This window comes from Gilvimarinus sp. 2_MG-2023 (assembly GCF_030547685.1).
GTDB lineage: Bacteria > Pseudomonadota > Gammaproteobacteria > Pseudomonadales > Cellvibrionaceae > Gilvimarinus.
In genome coordinates this window covers 125,657-144,927 of sequence record NZ_JAUOQM010000018.1, presented here as the reverse complement: position 1 = coordinate 144,927, position 19,271 = coordinate 125,657, and the positions used below count along the sequence as shown (strand labels likewise).

Sequence of the window (19,271 nt, the reverse complement as noted above, 5' to 3'; positions counted from 1 at the left end):
TGCTTTGATTATGTTTGTGTGCTTGGCGGTACCGACCAGCGCTGAGCAAACTGACCGCTCCGATACACCCGCGCCAACAGAGCATTATGTCACCATGAAAACAGACTTAGGGACGATGCTGATTGAGCTCTACCCTGAAAAAGCCCCCCTTAGTGTCGCCAACTTTCTGGCCTATGTTGACAGTGGCTTTTACGAAGGCACTATTTTTCATCGCGTGTTACCAGGATTCGTAGTGCAAGGCGGGGGCTTCACCTTTGACTTTAAACTCAAAGATACCCTAGAGCCAATTAAGAACGAGTCCGACAACGGATTAAAGAATTCCTATTTAACCCTATCCATGGCGCGCACCCGACGGGTCGACAGTGCTACCAGTCAGTTCTTTATCAACTTAAAACATAACGAAAACTTAGATGCCACGGAAAGAAAAGCCGGTTACGCGGTTTTTGCTAAAGTGATCAAAGGTGAAGCGGTTGTGCAAAAAATAGTCGATGAGCCGCGCGGTATTTTTCGGGCATTCCCCGATGCACCCAATGCAGCGGTACGCATTTTAGAAACCCGTCGCGGCGACCATTTTGAGCAAATGCAGCCCACCTCCAAGCTTAAGGACATGATTGCCCAGTGACTACCGCGCTAAGTGTCAATTTAAATAAAGTCGCATTGATTCGCAATTCACGCACCGGTAACTTCCCCGATGTCACAGAGTTTGGGCGCATCTGCTTAGATTCTGGCGCTGCTGGTCTGACCGTCCACCCTCGCCCAGACCAGCGACACATAAGGCCCAGTGATGTTCGCGAACTGGCCGCGCTATGTCACGCCTCGACCCAGGTAGAGTTTAATATTGAAGGCAACCCCTTTGCCGCGGCTAGTGGCAATTACCCGGGATTATTAGCACTGGTGGCAGAAACCAATCCCGATCAGTGCACGTTGGTGCCGGACAGCAATGACCAGCTCACCTCCGATCACGGCTTTGATTTATACAAAAGCGGTGAAACGCTCAAGCCCATCATTCAACAACTGCATGCGCAAGGGGTACGGGTCAGTTTATTTATGGACCCAGATCCCGAACAAATTGTGCTGGCACACAAATACGGCGTCGAGCGTATTGAACTTTACACCGGCCCCTATGCTGAGCATTACGGCACTCCCGCCGGAGATAAAATGCTGCAACATTACCGCCTGGCCACGGAACATGCGGTAAAGCTTGGCTTACAAGTTAACGCCGGACACGACCTTAACCTAGACAACCTGCCCGATTTTTTGCGCATTGGCAATATTGCTGAGGTATCAATCGGACACGCGTTAACCGTCGATGCCCTGCGTATGGGAATGGCGTCAGCGGTCGAGGCCTACCGGGCTATCTGCGAGCAGTAAAGCACTCTCTAAGCTACACTGTGTATAGGAAGGTGTTGTTTTAAGCTTGTCACAAGACGCAATGCCCACCGCAACACGAGGCATTGCCCCTCGTGCATAAGCAACCCAAAAGTAGGAGGCACTATGCATTCAATTCTCGTCAGAGATTACATGCAAACGGACCCTTTAGTTTTTGACCGCAATACCAATTTACTGCAAGCCGTTCACAAACTACTGGCTGCCAAAGCAACCGGCGCGCCGGTTGTCGATGAGCAGCGTAAAGTAGTTGGTTTTGTCTCAGAGCAAGACTGCATTAAGGAAATATTACAGGGTGCTTTTTATTGCGAGGATCCACCCAGTGTGGCAAGCGTTATGTCAACCGAGGTACTGAGCGTTAAGCCAGACCAATCGATTGTCGAGGTGGCCGAATTCATTATCAAACAAAAACCCAAAATTTATCCGGTGATCAGCGAAGACAAATTAATCGGCGTTATGAGTCGTCGCGATGTACTCTCGGCTCTGCTCGATAACGATGAAGATTGTTATCTGCGCGCTAAATAAGTATGCTCGCCCCTGAGACAATCTGGGGTACTACCTATGAGCCAAAGTGATACCGATCACTACCTCGCCAAAAAGCGCTTTTATAACCGAATGCTCACCATTTACGGCCGCAAACCGGTTTTAGAAGCGCTGCAAAACAATGCCATTCAAGTGCATCGCTTACATTTAGCCAGCAGCAACAAGCCGGGCGATATGGTGCGGCAAATTATCGAGCTGGCCAGCAGCAAAGGCGCCGAGGTGCTCTACCACGATAAATCAGCGCTATCGCGCATATCAAAAAATGCCAAGCAAGATCAGGGCGTGGCCGCCGACTTACTCTGCCCCGGATTTCAAACCCTAGAACAGCTGTCTGAAAAGCTTAAAGCGCCCGCCACCAGAACCATGCGCGTGCTCGCGCTCGATGGCATTACCAACCCGCAGAACCTGGGAATGATTATTCGCTCTGCTTGTGCGGGCAACATTGATGCTATTTTATTGCCTAGCAAAGGCTGCGCTCAAATTGACCCACTGGTGATTAAGGCCAGTGTCGGCACGGTATTTCGCGCACCAATTGTGCAAATACAAGGCACCTTAGCCGAGGCCCTCAAAACCCTTAGCACAGGAGAGTGTAACCTGATCGGACTTTCATCCCACGCATCCAATACCTTGGCGCAGAGCCCAATCGGTCACAATGTCTATATTTTAGGCAATGAAACCCACGGAGTGAGTCAAGCCACTCAAGCGCTATGTTCGCACTGGGTTAAAATCCCAATGAACAATGGGGTCGAATCTTTAAACGTTGCCGTCACCGCCGCTCTGATAGCCTTTCAGTAATTTCACATATTTAATCTTAACAGCTTAAACAAAAAAGCCCGCTTTGAAGCGGGCTTTTTACGCTAAGAGAGATACTAAAATTACAGTTTGTAGCCCTCTTCTTCGTGCATGGTTATATCCAGGCCTATAAGCTCTTCTTCACGGGTTACACGCAAGCCTGAGGTCATTACCCCGGTTATTTTCAATAATACCCAGGTGACAATAGCGGTATAGACAAAGGTGATAATCACCCCTAAAAATTGCACCCAAACCTGACCGCTCATGCCATCCACAGCGTCGGAAAAACCGTAGCCACTAAATACACCCAAATGCGGTGAGGCAAATACGCCGGCCAATAGAGTGCCTAGAATACCGCCAACACCGTGCACCGGAAACACATCGAGCGAATCATCAATTTTCCACACTCGTTTAACGGTTTGTGTCATAAAGAAGCAGATAACACCGGCCAACAAACCGATAACCAGAGCTCCACCCGGCCCCACATACCCACTGGCTGGGGTAATCGTACCAAGGCCTGCCACCATGCCGGTCACAATGCCCAATACGCTGGGTTTGCGAAACTTAATCCACTCGACGGTCATCCAGGCCAAAGAGCCAGCGGCGGCAGAAATATGTGTCACTAACATGGCCATGGCGGCGTCGCCATTGGCAGCCAGAGCACTGCCACCATTAAAACCAAACCAACCCACCCAGAGCATACCCGCCCCGGTTACGGTCATGGTCATATTGTGCGGTGGCATCGCGGTGGTAGCAAAGCCGTCGCGCCGGCCGATCACCAAGGCGGCCACCAAGGCCGCAACCCCAGCGGTAATGTGCACCACGGTACCACCGGCAAAATCCAGCAGTCCCCACTGGCTAAGGAAACCGCCACCCCACACCCAGTGGCATACCGGTACATACACCGCTAGCAACCAAAAGGATGAGAAGATCAGCATCGATGAGAACTTCATGCGCTCGGCAAATGCGCCGACAATGAGCGCGGGGGTAATCACCGCGAAGGTCATCTGAAACAAGCCAAATAATGGCTCGGGAATATCTCCCGACAAGCTCTCTTTACCCAGGCCCGCAAACAACACATGACTAAAGTCACCGATAAAGGCGTTGCCCTCACCAAAGCTTAGGGTGTAGCCCACAATTAACCATAATAAAGAAGCTATACAAGCAATGGCAAAGCATTGCATAAGCACAGACAGGATATTTTTAGCCCGAACCAAACCACCGTAAAACAGCGACAGACCTGGCAAGGTCATAAACAACACCAAAGCCGTTGCCGTTAAAATCCAGGCAGTGTTAGCACCGTTTAGAGTGTCTGCAGAAGCGGGAAGGGCCAGCGCCAATAGGCCAACCATTAGAAGATTACAAAGATGCTTAATATTCATAAAGATCAAATACTCTTTCGTCGTCTTAATTCGATTTTATTATTGGTTAAACCATCAACTTTCGGTTACAAAGCCACGTGATGTGCACCAGCGTTAAACCATAAAAGTTAGGGCATGGCTTACCCCGATCCTAGGGCGCACCCTTAATGAGCGCGGACCAATATATGCACAATATATGCCCATTGAATTTAAGCAATAAATTCAATAAGTTAGAGAGTATTTTTAATTGCTGGAACCAATTTAAGGCACTACAATAGTGCCCAGGCATTAGCAGAGGCAATATAATGGTGCGAACTGCGTAAATCGCGCACCACAAGACAGCGCATTGAGTTAGCGGTATTTTTTAGACTTAATGAGATGCAATAGAAGACGTAAACGAGAGTGAGATACCTGCTCATTTTGATAGACCGCCTGCTCAAACAGCGCGGTCGATTCCGCCAAAAGTTGAGCCAGTTCCGGGGCTTCTTGACCAACTCTTTGCGCATAATCACGCGCCCCCTCGCCTGATCTGCGCGGGTACCCCTGAACGGCCAGCTGCCGACACAATTTTTCGTACCACCGCTCAACAAATGGCCGTCTTTGTGCCCTCTTACCCACAAAATTTGGCAATAAAATCAGCACAACCATAATGCCTGCTGCCGCCATTACATAAAGCACCATCAACCAAGGGGCACTGCTGCCAAACAATTTTTGCATAAACGCTTTTTGTTTGGCTTTATCGTAATTCATAACCCAGCGATGCCAGCGATAATTAAAAGCATCCAGTCGCAATTGCAGGTTGCTCAGCATAAAAAAGCGTCGGCTCCAAGCATCGCCTAAGAGTTCAGAATCTGCCGAATCTAAAGAGTATTGCACGCCGCGATCGATTCGCTCGGGCGACACTGCAGAGGTCGGGTCCACCCTAACCCAGCCTTGCCCCTCCAGCCAAACTTCCGCCCAAGCGTGGGCGTCGAGCTGGCGTACGGTTAAGTAGCCTTCCACTGGGTTTATTCTACCCCCCTGATAACCCACAACCACACGGGCCGGGATACCTGCGGCGCGCATAAAAAACACAAAACTACTGGAAAAGTGTTCGCAAAACCCCGCTTTAGTTTGAGTCAAAAACTCATCTACACTGTGCTCTCCCAGAGTGGGTGGCTGTAAAGTATAAGAAAAGTCCGCTTGAATATGGTCCAAAAAGCGCTGAATTAATACTTGATCATTCGGTGCTTGTCGTCGCCATTGCTCAGCAAGAGTTCGCGTTGCGGGGTTGCTGTCACGGGGAATCCGCAACGATACTCGCCGCAATAACTCACTCAGCCCCTCGGCCTGGTTGGTGTAATTAACGTGAGTGGTCACCGAGTATTGCTGGCGTTGAGACACGGCATCACGCTGATAGAGCGTCATACCCCGACTGAGCCAAATACCCTCGGAGTAACTGGCCGGAGCCGCTAGGGTGTACAGCCAATTTTCATCAGTTGGCTCAAGCATCACCTCGTAATCATATCGCTTTCCGCTGACTTGTAGCTCTCGATCGCTCTCACGCCAGCGAGTATAGCTACGTGCTTTTACATCTTGAATAGAGCTTTGGCTCCAGGTGCGCCCATCGAAATGATCGAGCACTAAAGCGCGCCAGTACAACTGGCGAGACTCGGGTATATCTCCCTCAAAGGTGGCCCGCAGAGCGACTTCATCCGATTGCATTAACGAGGCAATATCTCCCGGTGACATACTGCTGCTCACCCCGGTTGTACCCGTAGCGCTATTAAGCGGTACCGTCCAGAGCGAACCGATGCGCGGCACTAAAAAAAACAAAGCCAACATAATCGGCAGGGCCTGCGCCGACATCATAAAGACCTTTCGGATCGGCTTGAACTGCCCGGCGGGTACAGCTCCAACATGATTAACCATCAGCGTAACGGTCATGACTAACACGCACAATAAAGCGTAAACAGAACCGACAAACCCTGAGGTATACAAAAGCTGGGTGCCGATAACGAAATAGCCTAAATAACTGAGCGCGCGCACATCGCCAGGCTTGTGTAGCTCTAATAGTTTTAAAACAAAGCCTGCCACCAACAGTGACACCATGGCATTCATGGCCAGGTTGCGAAAGGTTGCGGCCAACCCCGCCATCACCGCAAGGGCGACCAGTACTTTATACCAGCGCCCAAAATGCGGCCAACGACCACGACTCGATTGCAAGCGCCAGACCATCACCACCAACGCTAACCCTGTTAGCCAAATGGGTAACTGAACCGTGAGCGGTAGCAGAATAAGCGCCTGCGTGATCAACAGCCAACCGAGTGTCGGTACAGGTAAGGAAAGGTGGCGAGCACTCACGAAACGTCCCTCAGATCAAACAGCGCCAAGGCTTTTAATACTTTGTGTAAGTGCGACTCCCCGCAGGCAGGCTCAATGCGCAGCCCCGGCAATAATAAACCGTAATCACGACCTGACTTTTGCCACTGCAACGCCAAATAACATAGCCCCGACAGGCGAGTCTCTACATCACCCATTAAGCGTTGATAATCCAACCACAAGCTATCTTGCTCGGCACCACCATATTGCTTCAATTGCAGCTCTCCGCCTCGGGCATACTGTTTCCAGGCCACATGCGTGAGAGGAGCGCCGGGTTGGTAATCGGCAAAGCCGATAAAATCATCGTCAGCCAACAGCCGCGCGCCGTCTTCACTGTCACCATCGGCGCCAAAATGCTGAGCTAATTGAGCAGGCTTGGGCTGGGGGTAAACCAATGCCTGTGCATCCAAATACACCCACGACCACACCCGGGTTAGCCCCAGCGGGTAATGGCTTTTAACCATTAACCGACCCAATGAAAGCCAACCGCGAGTTTGCGTTTGAACCGGTAAATTGACCTTGACCACCCCCCTGGCGGGCACAACCACTGAAACCTCCGATTGCGCAGATTCAGTTAAGGTTAAATAATGATCTCTACCCTGAGCCGAAGCTGCCACCTCAATGGCAATATGAAAAATCTCGCCACAAAACCCCGGTTGGGTATTGAGCCCTGATAGCTTAATACCGGATAGATTTTGAAACGCGTGCAAAATCGTAATAAAAAAAAGAGCGATCAAAAAGAAGCTTGTGGCCAAAATTAAATTATTTTGATAATTGGTGCCCAGCAACCACAGTAAAACAGTCGCCAACAAAAATCCGAGCGATGAGAGGCTGGGCACAACATAAATCGAGCGGTGCCTCAGGGTTACCTGACGAGCGCGAGGTGAGCGCCGTTCGGTCCAGCGCCAAAAGAGGGTTTCTAATCGGTGACTCGTCTGCACAAGTAAAGCTGCCTTAAATACGTTCAGCCTACCATATTACGCAGCACTAAAATAAACTTGCAATGGTTTCCCCTCAACCGAGTAGCCTACGCACAAGCTGTCGACACTGGCGGGCGGTGTGTCTTTATGAGCGTTGAGCACTTCCAGTGACGATTGTTCGATATCCTCCGTTAACTGCTGCAGTAAACGATCAAAGAAATCTTCAGCGGCGACTGCAGCACCCACAATACTGGATGTACTCTCGTTCGATTGAAGCCTGTTTGTATTATCTATGGACGCAAGTCTTGAGCCCTGCCAAGACAGTCGGCGCTCTTGCAGTGTTTGCACAAAAGCAGGCGCAGGGGCAATTCCCACCAAAGAGTCGGCCACGCCCCCCTTCATTACCCAACTCCACTCGGGCCAGGCGCTGGGGTGTTTGGGGAAAACATAGTTGGTTTGCGCTATTAAACCAAATTCGCGTTGCAGCTGGCGTTCCAATAAAAAGGAAAACCCTTCCACCTGTGGGGCTAAATGGCTTTGCGCCACTCGCTTATTACACTCACGCTGGTTGCGTAAATTCCAATAGTGATAGTCGGCTAATAAGTGTTGTAGTTGGGACTCGGTGAGACACTGCAACTCAATCAGTGCTGCCCCTAGTGTGAGATGTTCTGCCTGCTGGCGGGCGAGCAACTGCTGTATATGCTGATCATTCAACCAACCTAAGGATTGGGCGAGTTCGCCAAACAAGTGATCGCTGTGGCGTTGCCGGAGAAGAATTTGCGAGCTCTGATCGGAGCTTAAATACCCCATATCGGCGGCAAGTTGCCCCAAGGTCTTGTTGTTAGCATGTTGTAGTGACAGCGCATCGGAAAGTTGCGACTGACTGATAATGCCTTTGATTTGTAAGTATTGGCCAAAAAAAGTCGCTGCCATAGTATGGCCCCGCTTTAGACACTCTGAAAAAACTCACCTAAGGCGCATCAAATGCAACTTTACGCGCCTAGTTAATTATTTATAGTTCGAAATAACGTGTTTGTCGAATGACAAATCACAGTGAAAGTCAGAATGTCGCTCGGTAAAGCGGGAAACTTAAGGCAATATATCGACGCTTTGCAGTAATTTTTCCATGGGGGCCTGCTCACTAAAGCTATCGGCCATAACTCTGTGAGTCACCACAGAGGGCACCACCGCTTGAATATCCTCAGGTATAAGGTAATCGCGATTTTGCATATATGCCCATGCCTTAGCGCAATGCAGCAGACCCAGTGCACCGCGCGGAGAGAGACCGTGGGTGTATTGCGAGTCGTGCCGAGTTAGATGCACCAATCTTTGTAAATAAGACAACACACTGTCTGAGGCGCTGATTTTCTCGATATCCTGGCGAATCGATAACAGTGTGGCCGGGGTCATTAAGGTGGGCAGCTGATCGATCAGTCGGCGCGAGTCTCCGCCTTTGAACAACGCCATCTCGGCCTCAGGGTCTGGGTAGCCCAAGCTAATGCACATCAAAAAGCGATCGAGCTGCGATTCGGGCAGAGGAAAGGTGCCCATTTGTGACTGGGGGTTTTGCGTGGCAATCACAAAAAAGGGTTGCGGCAATGGGCGGGTATCGCCATCTATCGTAACTTGCCGCTCCTCCATTGCTTCGAGCAAAGCGCTTTGGGTTTTCGGTGTAGTGCGGTTGATTTCATCGGCCAATAATAGCTGGCTAAAAATAGGTCCGGGGTGAAAAGAGAACTCGCTGGCAGCTTGATCAAAGATAGAAACACCGAGAATATCGGCTGGCAACATATCACTGGTGAACTGCACTCGCTGGTAATTCAGTCCAACCACTTTGGCCAAAGCGTGTGCCAAGGTGGTTTTCCCCATGCCGGGCAAATCTTCTATTAACAAATGCCCGTTGGCAAGTAAGCAAGTCAATGCCAGTTGAACCTCCCGCTCTTTGCCCAACAGAACTTTACCAACCTCAGCCACTACTTGCGATACATTGTCTCGCACGACTTACCTCGTTTTAAATCAATGTTAGACCGCGCTCTAGGTCTGCTTGTATATCCTGCACGTCTTCTAAGCCTACCGCAATACGTATCAGGTTTTCCGTGATACCGGTTTCAGCTCTTTGCGCATCGCTCAGCCGGCCGTGAGTGGTAGTCGCCGGATGCACGATGGTTGTTTTAGCATCACCTAAGTTCGCTGTAAGTGACAGTATTTTCGTGGCATCGATGACTTGCCACGCCTGCTCTCGCCCACCTTTAACCCGGAAAGATAAAACACCCCCGAAACCACGCTGCTGTTTAGCTGCAAGCGCGTGTCCTGGGTGATGCGCTAAACCGGCATAGAATACTTTTTCCACCGCGGGCTGTGCTTCCAGCCACCGAGCTAATGCCATGGCATTGGCGCTGTGTGCATCCATACGCAAGCGCAGAGTCTCTAAACCTTTTAAAAATACCCACGCATTAAAGGGGCTCATGGTCGGACCGGCACTGCGAATAAAGCCAAGCACCTCTTCAATATGAACTTGAGCGCCCACCACGAGGCCGCCCAGGCAGCGGCCTTGGCCATCGATATACTTAGTGGCTGAATGCACGACGATATCCGCCCCAAACTCTAAGGGCTTTTGCAGAGCTGGGGTACAAAAACAATTGTCAACCACAAGCAGTGCACCGGCTTGATGGCTCACATCCGCCAGCCGGGCAATATCGACAATATCGCACAGAGGATTAGAGGGCGTTTCGACAAAGACCAGTTTGGTATTCGTACTTATCCCCGCTTGCCATTGGTCAAAATCGGTCGGGTCAACAAAGACCGTCTCAACCCCAAAGCGCGACATATATTTGGTAAACAATACCGTGGTCGTGCCAAACACACTGCGAGAACACACCACTTGATCACCGGCCTGTAAAAAAGCCATGCAAGTGGCCAGAATAGCCGCCATACCCGATGCCGTTGCCACGGCACTCTCGGCGCCCTCCAGGGCCGCAATACGCGCCTCTAAGGTGCGTACAGTCGGATTGGTGTAGCGCGAATAAACATTGCCGGGTTGATCACCCGAAAAGCGGTCGGCAGCCTCTTGCGCATCGGCAAACACATAGCTTGAGGTGAGGTACAGCGCTTCACTGTGCTCGCCTTCGTCACTGCGCACTTGGCCGGCCCGGACAGCGAGTGTATCAATACCCGCCCCTTGCAGCGCCTCGTTTAAATCACTTGCGTCACTCATAGTTATGGTCCATCAATGGATGTGCAAATCTTCGCCGTCGTTGTGCAAACCGATGGGGCTTTCCTCTTCTTTTGCACGTAACTCTTTCTTCTTTTTCGCCTTACCTTCCATGCGGCTGGCCTCAAGTGCATCCAGGTAAGCTTGATCGACATCACCGGTTAAGTACTGGCCATCAAACACGGCGCAGTCAAATTCGGTGACACCACTGCCACCATCAGCCGAAGCCGCTTTGAGGTCGTCGAGTTTTTGATAGACCAGCCAATCGGCACCAATGTCTTCACACACTTCATCTTGACTGCGCCCGTGAGCGATCAGCTCTTTTGTCGTGGGCATATCAATACCGTAGACATTGGGGTAAATCACCGCCGGTGCTGCCGAGGCAAAATACACCTTCGCCGCGCCCGCTTCGCGAGCCATTTGGATGATTTGTTGGCACGTTGTTCCGCGCACAATGGAGTCGTCTACCAGCAGAACATTTTTACCGCGGAATTCCAGCTCAATAGGATTGAGTTTTTGCCTGACCGACTTTTTACGCAATTGCTGGCCGGGCATAATAAAGGTACGGCCAATGTAGCGATTTTTAATCAGACCTTCGCGAAACTTGACCCCCAGCTTGTAGGCCAGCGCCTGACCGGCCACTCGCGAGCTGTCCGGTATTGGAACCACCACATCAATATCGTGTTCAGGGCGCTCGGCCAAAATCTGTTCGGCCAGCTTCTCACCCTGGCGCAAGCGCGCTTTATACACCGAGACGCCATCCATAATAGAATCTGGACGAGCAAAATACACATGCTCGAAAATACAGGGAGTCAGTGCGGTTTTTGCGGCGCATTGTTTGCGGTGTAGCTGACCATCAAAGGTGATGTAAACCGCCTCACCCGGAGCCACATCGCCTATCAATTCAAAGCCCAGCACGTCCAGCGCCACACTTTCTGAGGCAACCATATACTCCTCGCCCTTATCAGTCATGCGTTTGCCGTAAACCAGCGGGCGAATACCGTTAGGGTCGCGAAAGGCAACAACACCGTAGCGGGCAATCAGTGCGACCACCGCATAACCACCGCTGACGCGCTTATGTACGCCTTCAACTGCGGCAAAAATATCGGCCTCGGCTGGCACCAGCTTACCCTGCTGCTGTAGCTCATGTGCAAACACGTTGAGCAACACCTCGGAGTCAGAGTCAGTATTGACATGGCGCAAGTCGGTTTTAAATAACTCTTCGCTGAGCTTATCGGCATTGACTAAATTGCCATTGTGAGCCAGAGCAATACCGTAGGGCGAGTTGACGTAAAACGGCTGCGCCAAAGCGGGCCCAGAGCTGCCCGCGGTGGGGTAGCGCACGTGGCCAATACCAATATTGCCCACCAACCTCTGCATATGGCGGGTGCGAAACACGTCGCGCACCAAGCCATTAGCTTTTTGCTGAGCTACTTTCCCGTTCTCCTGACAGGTAACAATACCTGCGGCATCCTGACCGCGATGTTGAAGAATAGTCAGCGCATCATAGAGCTGAGTATTGACGTCGCGTTTTCCGACAATGCCAACAATACCGCACATAGTTGTCTTACCTTTGTATAAAGCAAATGTATGGAGCTAAAAGATTAAAGAGCTTCGTCATCGAACAGAGCCATGACCCAGTCTTTTACTAATTGCGTGGTGTCACGAGCCCAATCTTCAAATACCAAGAAATGGGGAATCAGAACCGACTGTTGCCACCAGGCATCTTCATTGACGGGCACCATCGCGGGCAGCAAAATCACCGCTGCCATCACCACTACAGCGCCGCGAACCAAACCAAAAACCATTCCGAACAAGCGGTCGGTGCCTGATAGGCCGGTCAATCGAACCAGCTCACCAATCAGGTAATTCACCATGGCGCCGACCACCAAGGTCGCTGCAAAAAGAGCCGCAAAAGCCGCTATTGCCCGCAGTGAAGGGGTTTCGATTAAATTTGTCATCAGTGCTGCCAAGCGGTCGCTAAAGAGCATAGCAATGATAAAGGCCGCGACCCACACAGCAAGAGATAAGGCTTCTTTGACAAAACCGCGCTTGAGGCTAATCAAACAAGATACAGACAATATGCCAATGATTGTCCAGTCTGCCCAATTCATGCAGGCGGTGTCTCCGAAATCAAGAAAGGCGCAAATTTTAACAGAGCGAGGGGCCGCATCATACCCATAATCCAATCGCTTTTATGGCTTAAAGCGTAACACCATAGAATTGACCTTAAATACCGGGTCAACCTCTTGTTTTACCGCCTCCGCTAAGGCCCGGTCCAGCTTGGGACCAATAAACACTCGGCTAACCTCACCCTGCCCCGTCTGCGCCAAGCGTACATAAGCTTTATAACCTTTCTCTTGCAGGCGTTTTCGCAGTGCTTGCGCCGATTCTGAGGATCGCAAACTGGCAACCTGCACCACCCAGGCATCGAGCTTTGGGGTACTTGAGGCGGATTGATCTTTGCGTTTTGGCGGCCGATCTCTCTGGGGTTGTGAGGTTGATGCCACCTGTGGGGTCGACGCTTGAACACTTGACGAGGCAGCGCTGGCTATACCTAACGAGCTCGCGCTTGCTTTGCCCTCTGACTCAGGATCAATCCATTGCTCAGCTACAGGCTGGTTAGACCTAGGCAGATAAAGCCGGTCTGGGTCTGGCAGTGACTCGTCGAGAATGGGCTTGGGCGCCTCAATGACCACCTCCACCGTATCGGGCCTGGCGGGTATTTGCGTTCTGGTATCGACTTGGTGCAATTGCTGCTCTTTAAAAAAGCCGGGCAGAAAAATGACAGCGATACCGACCAACACCAGCGCACCTATCAGTCTTTGTTTAAGTCCGTCGTTCACCCTAGCCTCACTTTAATCAGCCGCTTTAATGTTCGGCAAAGCCGAAAGCGCTGCCGATACTGTAAAAAAAGAACCAAAAACAACCACCAAATCGTCTTCTGTAGCGTTGTTTATAGCGCGCTCCAGGCAGTCAGCCATCGCCGCGGTGCAAACTACCGACCAGCCTCTGGTGGCAATTCGCGTGGCGAGTGCCTGTGGTTCGGCGGCACGCGGCACATCGGGCAGATAGGCAAGATACCAAGCCCCCGCCGCGCCCGGCAAGTTATCGACAATGCCATCGATATCTTTATCCGCCATGGCGGCAAACACAAAGTGTACTCGAGCCGGCGCACACTGTGTTATCTGTTCGGCCAATAAACGAGTGGCGGCCGGGTTATGGGCCACATCGAGCAGAATTTGCCGCTTGCCAACCCACAGTCGCTGATTGCGGCCGGCCAAACTCACCTCAGCAAGCGCCCGGCTCAACAGGTCGGGCTCCACCCGCCCCACTAAGATTTGCACCGCCGTAATCGCTGCCGCCACACTGGGCAGAGGTAAATACACCTCGGCCAAGGACACTGAGAAATCGCCATACTGATACAGCGCTCCAGCCCCGTGAGGCTCGATGGAAAAATCACGATTGATATAGAGCGGTTGCGCACCGATTTCTTGCGCCCAGTCAACGACTGACTGGGGTGGCGCAACATCGGCACAAACCACAGGTTTAGCCGCGCGCATAATGCCCGCTTTTTCGCGGCCGATCACCTCTCGGTCATTGCCCAGCCAATCCTGATGGTCAATATCGATCGAGGCAATAACGGCGACATCAGCATCGATGACATTTACCGCATCAAGCCGGCCACCGAGCCCCACTTCCAGCACACAGATATCGACCCGACTGCGATCAAACAACCACAGTGCGGCCAAAGTTCCATATTCAAAATACGTTAGGGAGATACTGCCGCGAGCGCGCTCTATCGAGTCAAAGGCCTCACACATCGCCGCTTCACTGACGGGAGTGCCGTCAATGGCAACGCGTTCACAATAATGATGCAAATGAGGTGAGGTGTAGCTGCCAACGCTGTGGCCCATAGCCTTGAGAATAGCACTGGTAGCCGTCACGCAAGAGCCCTTGCCATTGGTACCGGCAACCGTGATTACCTTCGGCGTATGAGACAAAGCCAGGCGCTTAAGCACCTGGCCGATACGATCCAACCCCAAATCAATCTCGCTGGGGTGAGCTCGCTCAATTCGAGCGAGCCAAGCATCGAGCCCGTGGTGTTCCACTAAAAATTAAGACGCTTCGGCGCGGCGGGTAAACTTGGCGATTAAGCGGGCCAGCGTATCGCGCATTGAGTTGCGATGAATAATCATGTCGATGGCGCCGTGATCGAGCAAAAATTCAGCGCGCTGAAAACCGGCGGGCAGCTTCTGGCGGATGGTTTGCTCAATAATGGCGGGGCCGGCAAAACCGGCACGAGCACTGGGCTCTGCAGCATTGATGTCACCCAGCAAAGCCAGCGAGGCGGATACACCACCGTACACCGGATCGGTCATAATAGAGAAATACGGCGTGCCCTGTTGCTTGAGTCTTTCAATCACTGCCGAGGTTTTGGCCATCTGCATCAGCGATATTAACGCCTCCTGCATACGCGCCCCACCGGTGGCCGGAAAGCACACCAACGGAATATTCTCCTCCAAGGCTACGTTGGCCGCGCGGGTAAATTTCTCACCCACTACATAACCCATAGAACCGCCGTGAAAGGCAAATTCAAAGGCCACAGCCACCACAGGCATGCCTTTTAACTCACCTTTCATAGCGACAATCGCGTCTTTTTCACCGGTAGATTTTTGCGCGGCGGTAAGGCGATCTTTGTATTTTTTAACGTCTTTAAACTTAAGGCGATCAATCGGCTCAATCTCGGCCCCAATTTCTTGACGCGAGCTTTCATCCAAAAAGATATCCAGGCGACGGCGGGCGCCGATACGCATATGGTGGTCGCACTTAGGACAGACATCTAAGTTGCGCTCCAGCTCCGGTCGGTAAAGTACCGCGGAACATTTTACGCACTTCTTCCAAAGACCTTCGGGCACTTTACTGGTAGAGCCTTTGCGACCTTCTGCACGCACCACACTGGGAACCAATTTTTCTAGCCAACTCATTGTATGTATTCTCTCTCGATCAGTTTCGTCTCGAATTCGGGTATTACAGGCTGTCGAGAGCCTGTCGGATATCACTTATGATAGCACCAACGGCCTCAGCTATCTGGTCTGGGGTTTGGCCTTGGGCCTTACCCATCGCATCGACCAGCACGCTGCCAATCACTACGCCATCAGCTAATACAGCTACCGACTTAGCGCTGGTGGCATCTTTAATACCAAAACCCACACACATGGGCAGTTCGGTCAGCGCGCCAAACTCTGTCAGTTTTTGTTTTACCGAGTCCACATCGAGGTGGCCCGCACCGGTCACCCCCTTAAGGGACACATAGTACAAAAAGCCACTGGCGTTGGCGGCAATATCGCGGGCGCGCTCAACACGGGTGGTGGGCGCCAGCAAAAAGATATTGTCGATATCGCGGCTGTCGAGCTCGCGTTTAAGGTCAGTTAATTCTTCCAAAGGTAAGTCGACGGTCAAAAGGCCATCGACACCGGCCGCCTCTGCCTTGTCGGCAAACACTGAGTAGCCCATGCGCTCTACCGGATTGGCGTAGCCCATCAGCAGTACCGGTGTACTCTGGTTGGTTTTGCGAAACTCCGCTACGACAGCCATGGTATCGGTCAGGCTGACGTGATGTTCCAGCGCGCGCTCGTGGCCTTTTTGTATCACCGGCCCCTCGGCCATCGGGTCAGAAAATGGCACACCCAGCTCGATAATATCGACCCCCTGCTCCACCATTTTATGCATGGCCGGCAGTGTGGCCTCGCGGGTGGGGTCACCGTTAACGATGTAGGCCACTAACGCTTTGCGGCCGTTTTGTTTCAGTTCACTGAAGGTTTGACTAATACGACTCATGTGTAATTCCAGCTCTTCTCTTAAACCGTGATACCGTCGATATCAGCGACCGTCAGAATGTCTTTATCACCGCGTCCCGACAGGTTCACAATGATGATTTGCTCAGGGCTCATGGTTGGCGCCAGTTTTTCAACGTAGGCCAAGGCGTGGCTGCTCTCGAGCGCCGGCATAATACCCTCGGTACGTGTGGTTTTGCGAAAGGCTGCCAGGGCTTCTTGGTCGTTGATTGGCACGTATTTCACCCGGCCCAGGTCTTTTAACCAAGCGTGCTCGGGGCCAACGCCTGGGTAATCGAGCCCGGCGGATACCGAGTGAGTCTCGATGATTTGACCGTTCTCGTCCTCCATTAAATAGGTGCGGTTGCCGTGCAACACGCCGGGCACACCATCGTTCAAAGGCGCTGCGTGACGACCGGTTTCAACCCCATCGCCACCGGCTTCAACCCCGTACATAGCAACGGTGTCGTCGTTAAGGAATGGGTGGAACAAGCCAATCGCGTTGGAACCACCGCCGACACAAGCGACCAGAGCATCGGGCAGTTTACCGGTCATATCCAGACACTGGGCGCGAGCCTCACGGCCGATAACAGCCTGGAAATCGCGTACTAATTTCGGGTATGGGTGTGGACCGGCCACCGTGCCAATAATATAAAAGGTGTCATCGACGTTGGTAGACCAGTCGCGCAGCGCTTCGTTCATGGCGTCTTTTAGGGTCTTTGAGCCCGAGGTAACAGGAATAACCTCAGCGCCTAAAAGCTTCATTCGATACACATTAAGCGCTTGGCGACGCACGTCTTCCGCGCCCATATACACCTGACACTTAAGCCCTAAACGCGCAGCGACCGTGGCGGTAGCAACACCGTGTTGGCCCGCACCGGTTTCGGCAATCACACGGCTCTTGCCGGTCATTTTGGCTAACAGCGCCTGGCCAATGGTATTGTTTACCTTATGAGCACCGGTGTGATTGAGGTCTTCACGCTTTAGGTAAATTTGCGCACCGCCCAATTCACGGCTCCAGCGCTCGGCGTGGTACAGCGGCGATGGACGGCCCACGTAGTGCGCCAGGTCTTTATCAAATTCCGCCTGAAATTCGTCGTTGTCTTTTAATGAACTGTAAATTTCTTGTAATTCGTCCAGCGCGTAAATCAGGGTTTCCGACACAAAGCGCCCACCGAACTGACCAAAATGGCCACGATCATCGGGAAACGCGCTGTAATCCACTGCAGACTTAGTTGAATCATTCACGATTTTACTCACTTATAGATTGCCGCTTTGGCATTGACGATAAAATTCTTTACGCGCTCGGGGTCTTTAACCCCGGCGCTGGCCTCGACACCACCGCTCACATCCACGGCATAACAGCCAGTGGCGGCCACGGCAGCGCCCACATTCTCCGGCGTTAAACCACCGGCCAACACAATAGGGCTCGCTGATCGCTTAGGCACCCGCTGCCAGTCAAAAGTCTCTCCGGTACCACCGGGAACATCAGGGCGATAAGCGTCGAGCAAAATACCACTGGCGCCTGTATAGGCTTGTATATTCGCCTCAAGATCGAGGTCGGGGCGCATACGCAGGGCTTTCATATAAGGGCGCTGAAAAGACTCGCACTCGGCTGCGGTTTCATCACCGTGAAATTGCAATAACTGCAGTGGAACCTGACTCAACACTGAGGCTATAAAATCATTGCCCGCATTGACGAACAAACCCGTCACGGTCACAAAGGGCCCACAGGCCAAGGCGATGGCGCGCGCTTGCTCCGGGGTCACGGCACGCGGGCTTTTCGGGTAAAACACCAAGCCAACGGCGTCTGCGCCAGCCGCTACAACCTGCCGAGCTTGTTGCTCAGTGGTAATCCCACAGATTTTTACGCGCACACTCATAAAAAAGATGACTCGACCTTGCAAAAACTCAGTGCGCGGATTTTAGCAGAATTTTGCCTCGCCGTCAGAATGCCAATAACCCACCGGCTCATCAAAGTACAGTGGCCCCGGTAAGCGTTGCGGCAGAGCGAACCCCTGGTCGTATTCCACCTGCACCAGATATAACCCATGAGGTGGGGCCGTTACGCCCCCCAGACGGCGATCTTTGGCTTCGAGCACTTCGCGCGCCCACTCCACCGGCTTACTGCCAGTGCCTATTGCCATCAGCACGCCCACGATATTGCGCACCATGTGGTGCAAGAAAGCGTTGGCGCGAACCTCCAACACGATTAACTCGCCTTTGCGAACCAATGTTAAGTGTTCGATGCAGCGCACTGGCGAGTGCGCTTGGCACTGCACCGCGCGGTAGGAGGTGAAATCGTGCTCGCCGACTAAATCTTGGGCGGCCTCGCGCATACGATCAATATCGAGCCGGTCGCGACTCCAGGTAAGCTGGTCGTGTAGCAGCGCGGGCTTAGCGCAACCATCGGCAATCAGATAACGATAGGTGCGCGCTTGGGCACTAAAGCGGGCGTGAAATTGCGGGGTGACTTCGGTGGCCCAGTGAATCGAGATATCGTCGGGCAAATAGGCTTTTAACCCGCGAGTCCAAGCTTTTTCTGGGCGCTGGGCTAGGGTATCAAAGTGCACGATTTGGTTGCTGGCGTGTACCCCGGCGTCGGTGCGTCCAGCGCACACTAGGGCAATAGGCTCGTTTGCGATAATGGACAGCGCCTTATGCAATGCCCCCTGCACGGTGCTTAAGCCGCCGGGCTGAACCTGAAAGCCGTGAAAGCTGCTGCCCTTATATTCCACCGCCATAGCAATGCGGTGCATAGTGTCGGGCCAATGTGTCTCGGCGAGAATTTCGCCGTTGCGGGAGTACTCACCCATGTTGCTTCTCATATGAAAAAAAAGGCCCTGCACGCTTGAACGTA

At 52.2% G+C, this 19,271-nt stretch carries 19 protein-coding genes; 4 read left to right on the top strand and 15 right to left on the bottom strand.

What is annotated here, in order from left to right:
• The first annotated feature begins 10 nt into the window (after positions 1-10).
• From Q4526_RS03525 to Q4526_RS03510, 4 genes are all read left to right on the top strand, one after another.
• Positions 11-622, top strand: a complete 612-nt coding sequence (locus tag Q4526_RS03525; protein ID WP_303604279.1) for a peptidylprolyl isomerase — start codon at positions 11-13, stop codon at positions 620-622.
• Positions 619-1,371, top strand: coding sequence for a pyridoxine 5'-phosphate synthase (locus Q4526_RS03520; RefSeq protein WP_215975511.1), 753 nt, complete (start codon positions 619-621; stop codon positions 1,369-1,371). Before Q4526_RS03525 ends, Q4526_RS03520 begins: the two co-directional genes overlap by 4 nt.
• A 123-nt stretch (positions 1,372-1,494) precedes the next feature.
• On the top strand, positions 1,495-1,911 hold the full coding sequence (locus Q4526_RS03515; RefSeq protein WP_215975510.1) for a CBS domain-containing protein: 417 nt from the start codon (positions 1,495-1,497) through the stop codon (positions 1,909-1,911).
• A 36-nt stretch (positions 1,912-1,947) separates the two neighbouring features.
• Entirely contained in the window at positions 1,948-2,724 is a 777-nt protein-coding gene (locus tag Q4526_RS03510) for an RNA methyltransferase (RefSeq protein ID WP_215975509.1), read from the top strand.
• 80 nt (positions 2,725-2,804) lie between these two features.
• Here the strand turns inward: Q4526_RS03510 and Q4526_RS03505 are convergent, their stop codons facing one another.
• The 15 genes from Q4526_RS03505 to truA form a co-directional block, all read right to left on the bottom strand.
• Positions 2,805-4,073 carry an ammonium transporter gene (locus tag Q4526_RS03505; protein WP_215975576.1) on the bottom strand — a complete coding sequence of 423 codons (1,269 nt, stop codon included), beginning with the start codon at positions 4,071-4,073 and terminating at the stop codon, positions 2,805-2,807.
• Between the two features lie 360 nt (positions 4,074-4,433).
• A complete protein-coding gene (locus Q4526_RS03500) occupies positions 4,434-6,425 on the bottom strand; it encodes a DUF3488 and transglutaminase-like domain-containing protein (protein WP_215975508.1) in 1,992 nt (663 codons plus the stop codon).
• On the bottom strand, positions 6,422-7,384 hold the full coding sequence (locus Q4526_RS03495) for a DUF58 domain-containing protein (protein WP_215975507.1): 963 nt from the start codon (positions 7,382-7,384) through the stop codon (positions 6,422-6,424). The genes Q4526_RS03500 and Q4526_RS03495 overlap by 4 nt, the downstream gene beginning before the upstream one ends.
• 36 nt (positions 7,385-7,420) lie before the next feature.
• Positions 7,421-8,296, bottom strand: a complete 876-nt coding sequence (locus tag Q4526_RS03490; protein ID WP_215975506.1) for a hypothetical protein — start codon at positions 8,294-8,296, stop codon at positions 7,421-7,423.
• Between the two features lie 156 nt (positions 8,297-8,452).
• Entirely contained in the window at positions 8,453-9,361 is a 909-nt protein-coding gene (locus Q4526_RS03485) for a MoxR family ATPase (protein WP_215975505.1), read from the bottom strand.
• 13 nt (positions 9,362-9,374) lie between these two features.
• Complete coding sequence (locus tag Q4526_RS03480) at positions 9,375-10,577, bottom strand: O-succinylhomoserine sulfhydrylase (RefSeq protein ID WP_215975504.1); 1,203 nt, start codon at positions 10,575-10,577, stop codon at positions 9,375-9,377.
• Between the two features lie 12 nt (positions 10,578-10,589).
• Positions 10,590-12,134 (bottom strand): amidophosphoribosyltransferase, encoded by a 1,545-nt coding sequence (gene purF / locus Q4526_RS03475; protein ID WP_215975503.1) that lies wholly within the window; start codon positions 12,132-12,134, stop codon positions 10,590-10,592.
• 44 nt (positions 12,135-12,178) lie between these two features.
• A complete protein-coding gene (locus tag Q4526_RS03470) occupies positions 12,179-12,688 on the bottom strand; it encodes a CvpA family protein (protein WP_215975502.1) in 510 nt (169 codons plus the stop codon).
• A gap of 81 nt (positions 12,689-12,769) precedes the next feature.
• The gene (locus tag Q4526_RS03465) at positions 12,770-13,420 is read right to left on the bottom strand and encodes an SPOR domain-containing protein (protein WP_215975501.1); all 651 of its coding nucleotides are present in this window, start codon (positions 13,418-13,420) and stop codon (positions 12,770-12,772) included.
• Between the two features lie 12 nt (positions 13,421-13,432).
• Complete coding sequence (folC, locus tag Q4526_RS03460) at positions 13,433-14,686, bottom strand: bifunctional tetrahydrofolate synthase/dihydrofolate synthase (RefSeq protein ID WP_215975500.1); 1,254 nt, start codon at positions 14,684-14,686, stop codon at positions 13,433-13,435.
• A gap of 6 nt (positions 14,687-14,692) precedes the next feature.
• Entirely contained in the window at positions 14,693-15,562 is an 870-nt protein-coding gene (gene accD / locus Q4526_RS03455; RefSeq protein ID WP_215975499.1) for an acetyl-CoA carboxylase, carboxyltransferase subunit beta, read from the bottom strand.
• Positions 15,563-15,605: 43 nt separating this feature from the next.
• Entirely contained in the window at positions 15,606-16,415 is an 810-nt protein-coding gene (gene trpA, locus Q4526_RS03450; RefSeq protein ID WP_215975498.1) for a tryptophan synthase subunit alpha, read from the bottom strand.
• A gap of 20 nt (positions 16,416-16,435) precedes the next feature.
• Positions 16,436-17,659 (bottom strand): tryptophan synthase subunit beta, encoded by a 1,224-nt coding sequence (gene trpB / locus Q4526_RS03445; RefSeq protein WP_215975497.1) that lies wholly within the window; start codon positions 17,657-17,659, stop codon positions 16,436-16,438.
• An 8-nt stretch (positions 17,660-17,667) separates the two neighbouring features.
• Positions 17,668-18,288 (bottom strand): phosphoribosylanthranilate isomerase, encoded by a 621-nt coding sequence (locus tag Q4526_RS03440; protein WP_215975575.1) that lies wholly within the window; start codon positions 18,286-18,288, stop codon positions 17,668-17,670.
• Positions 18,289-18,336: 48 nt separating this feature from the next.
• Positions 18,337-19,227 carry a tRNA pseudouridine(38-40) synthase TruA gene (gene truA, locus Q4526_RS03435; protein WP_303609523.1) on the bottom strand — a complete coding sequence of 297 codons (891 nt, stop codon included), beginning with the start codon at positions 19,225-19,227 and terminating at the stop codon, positions 18,337-18,339.
• Positions 19,228-19,271 lie beyond the last annotated feature (44 nt).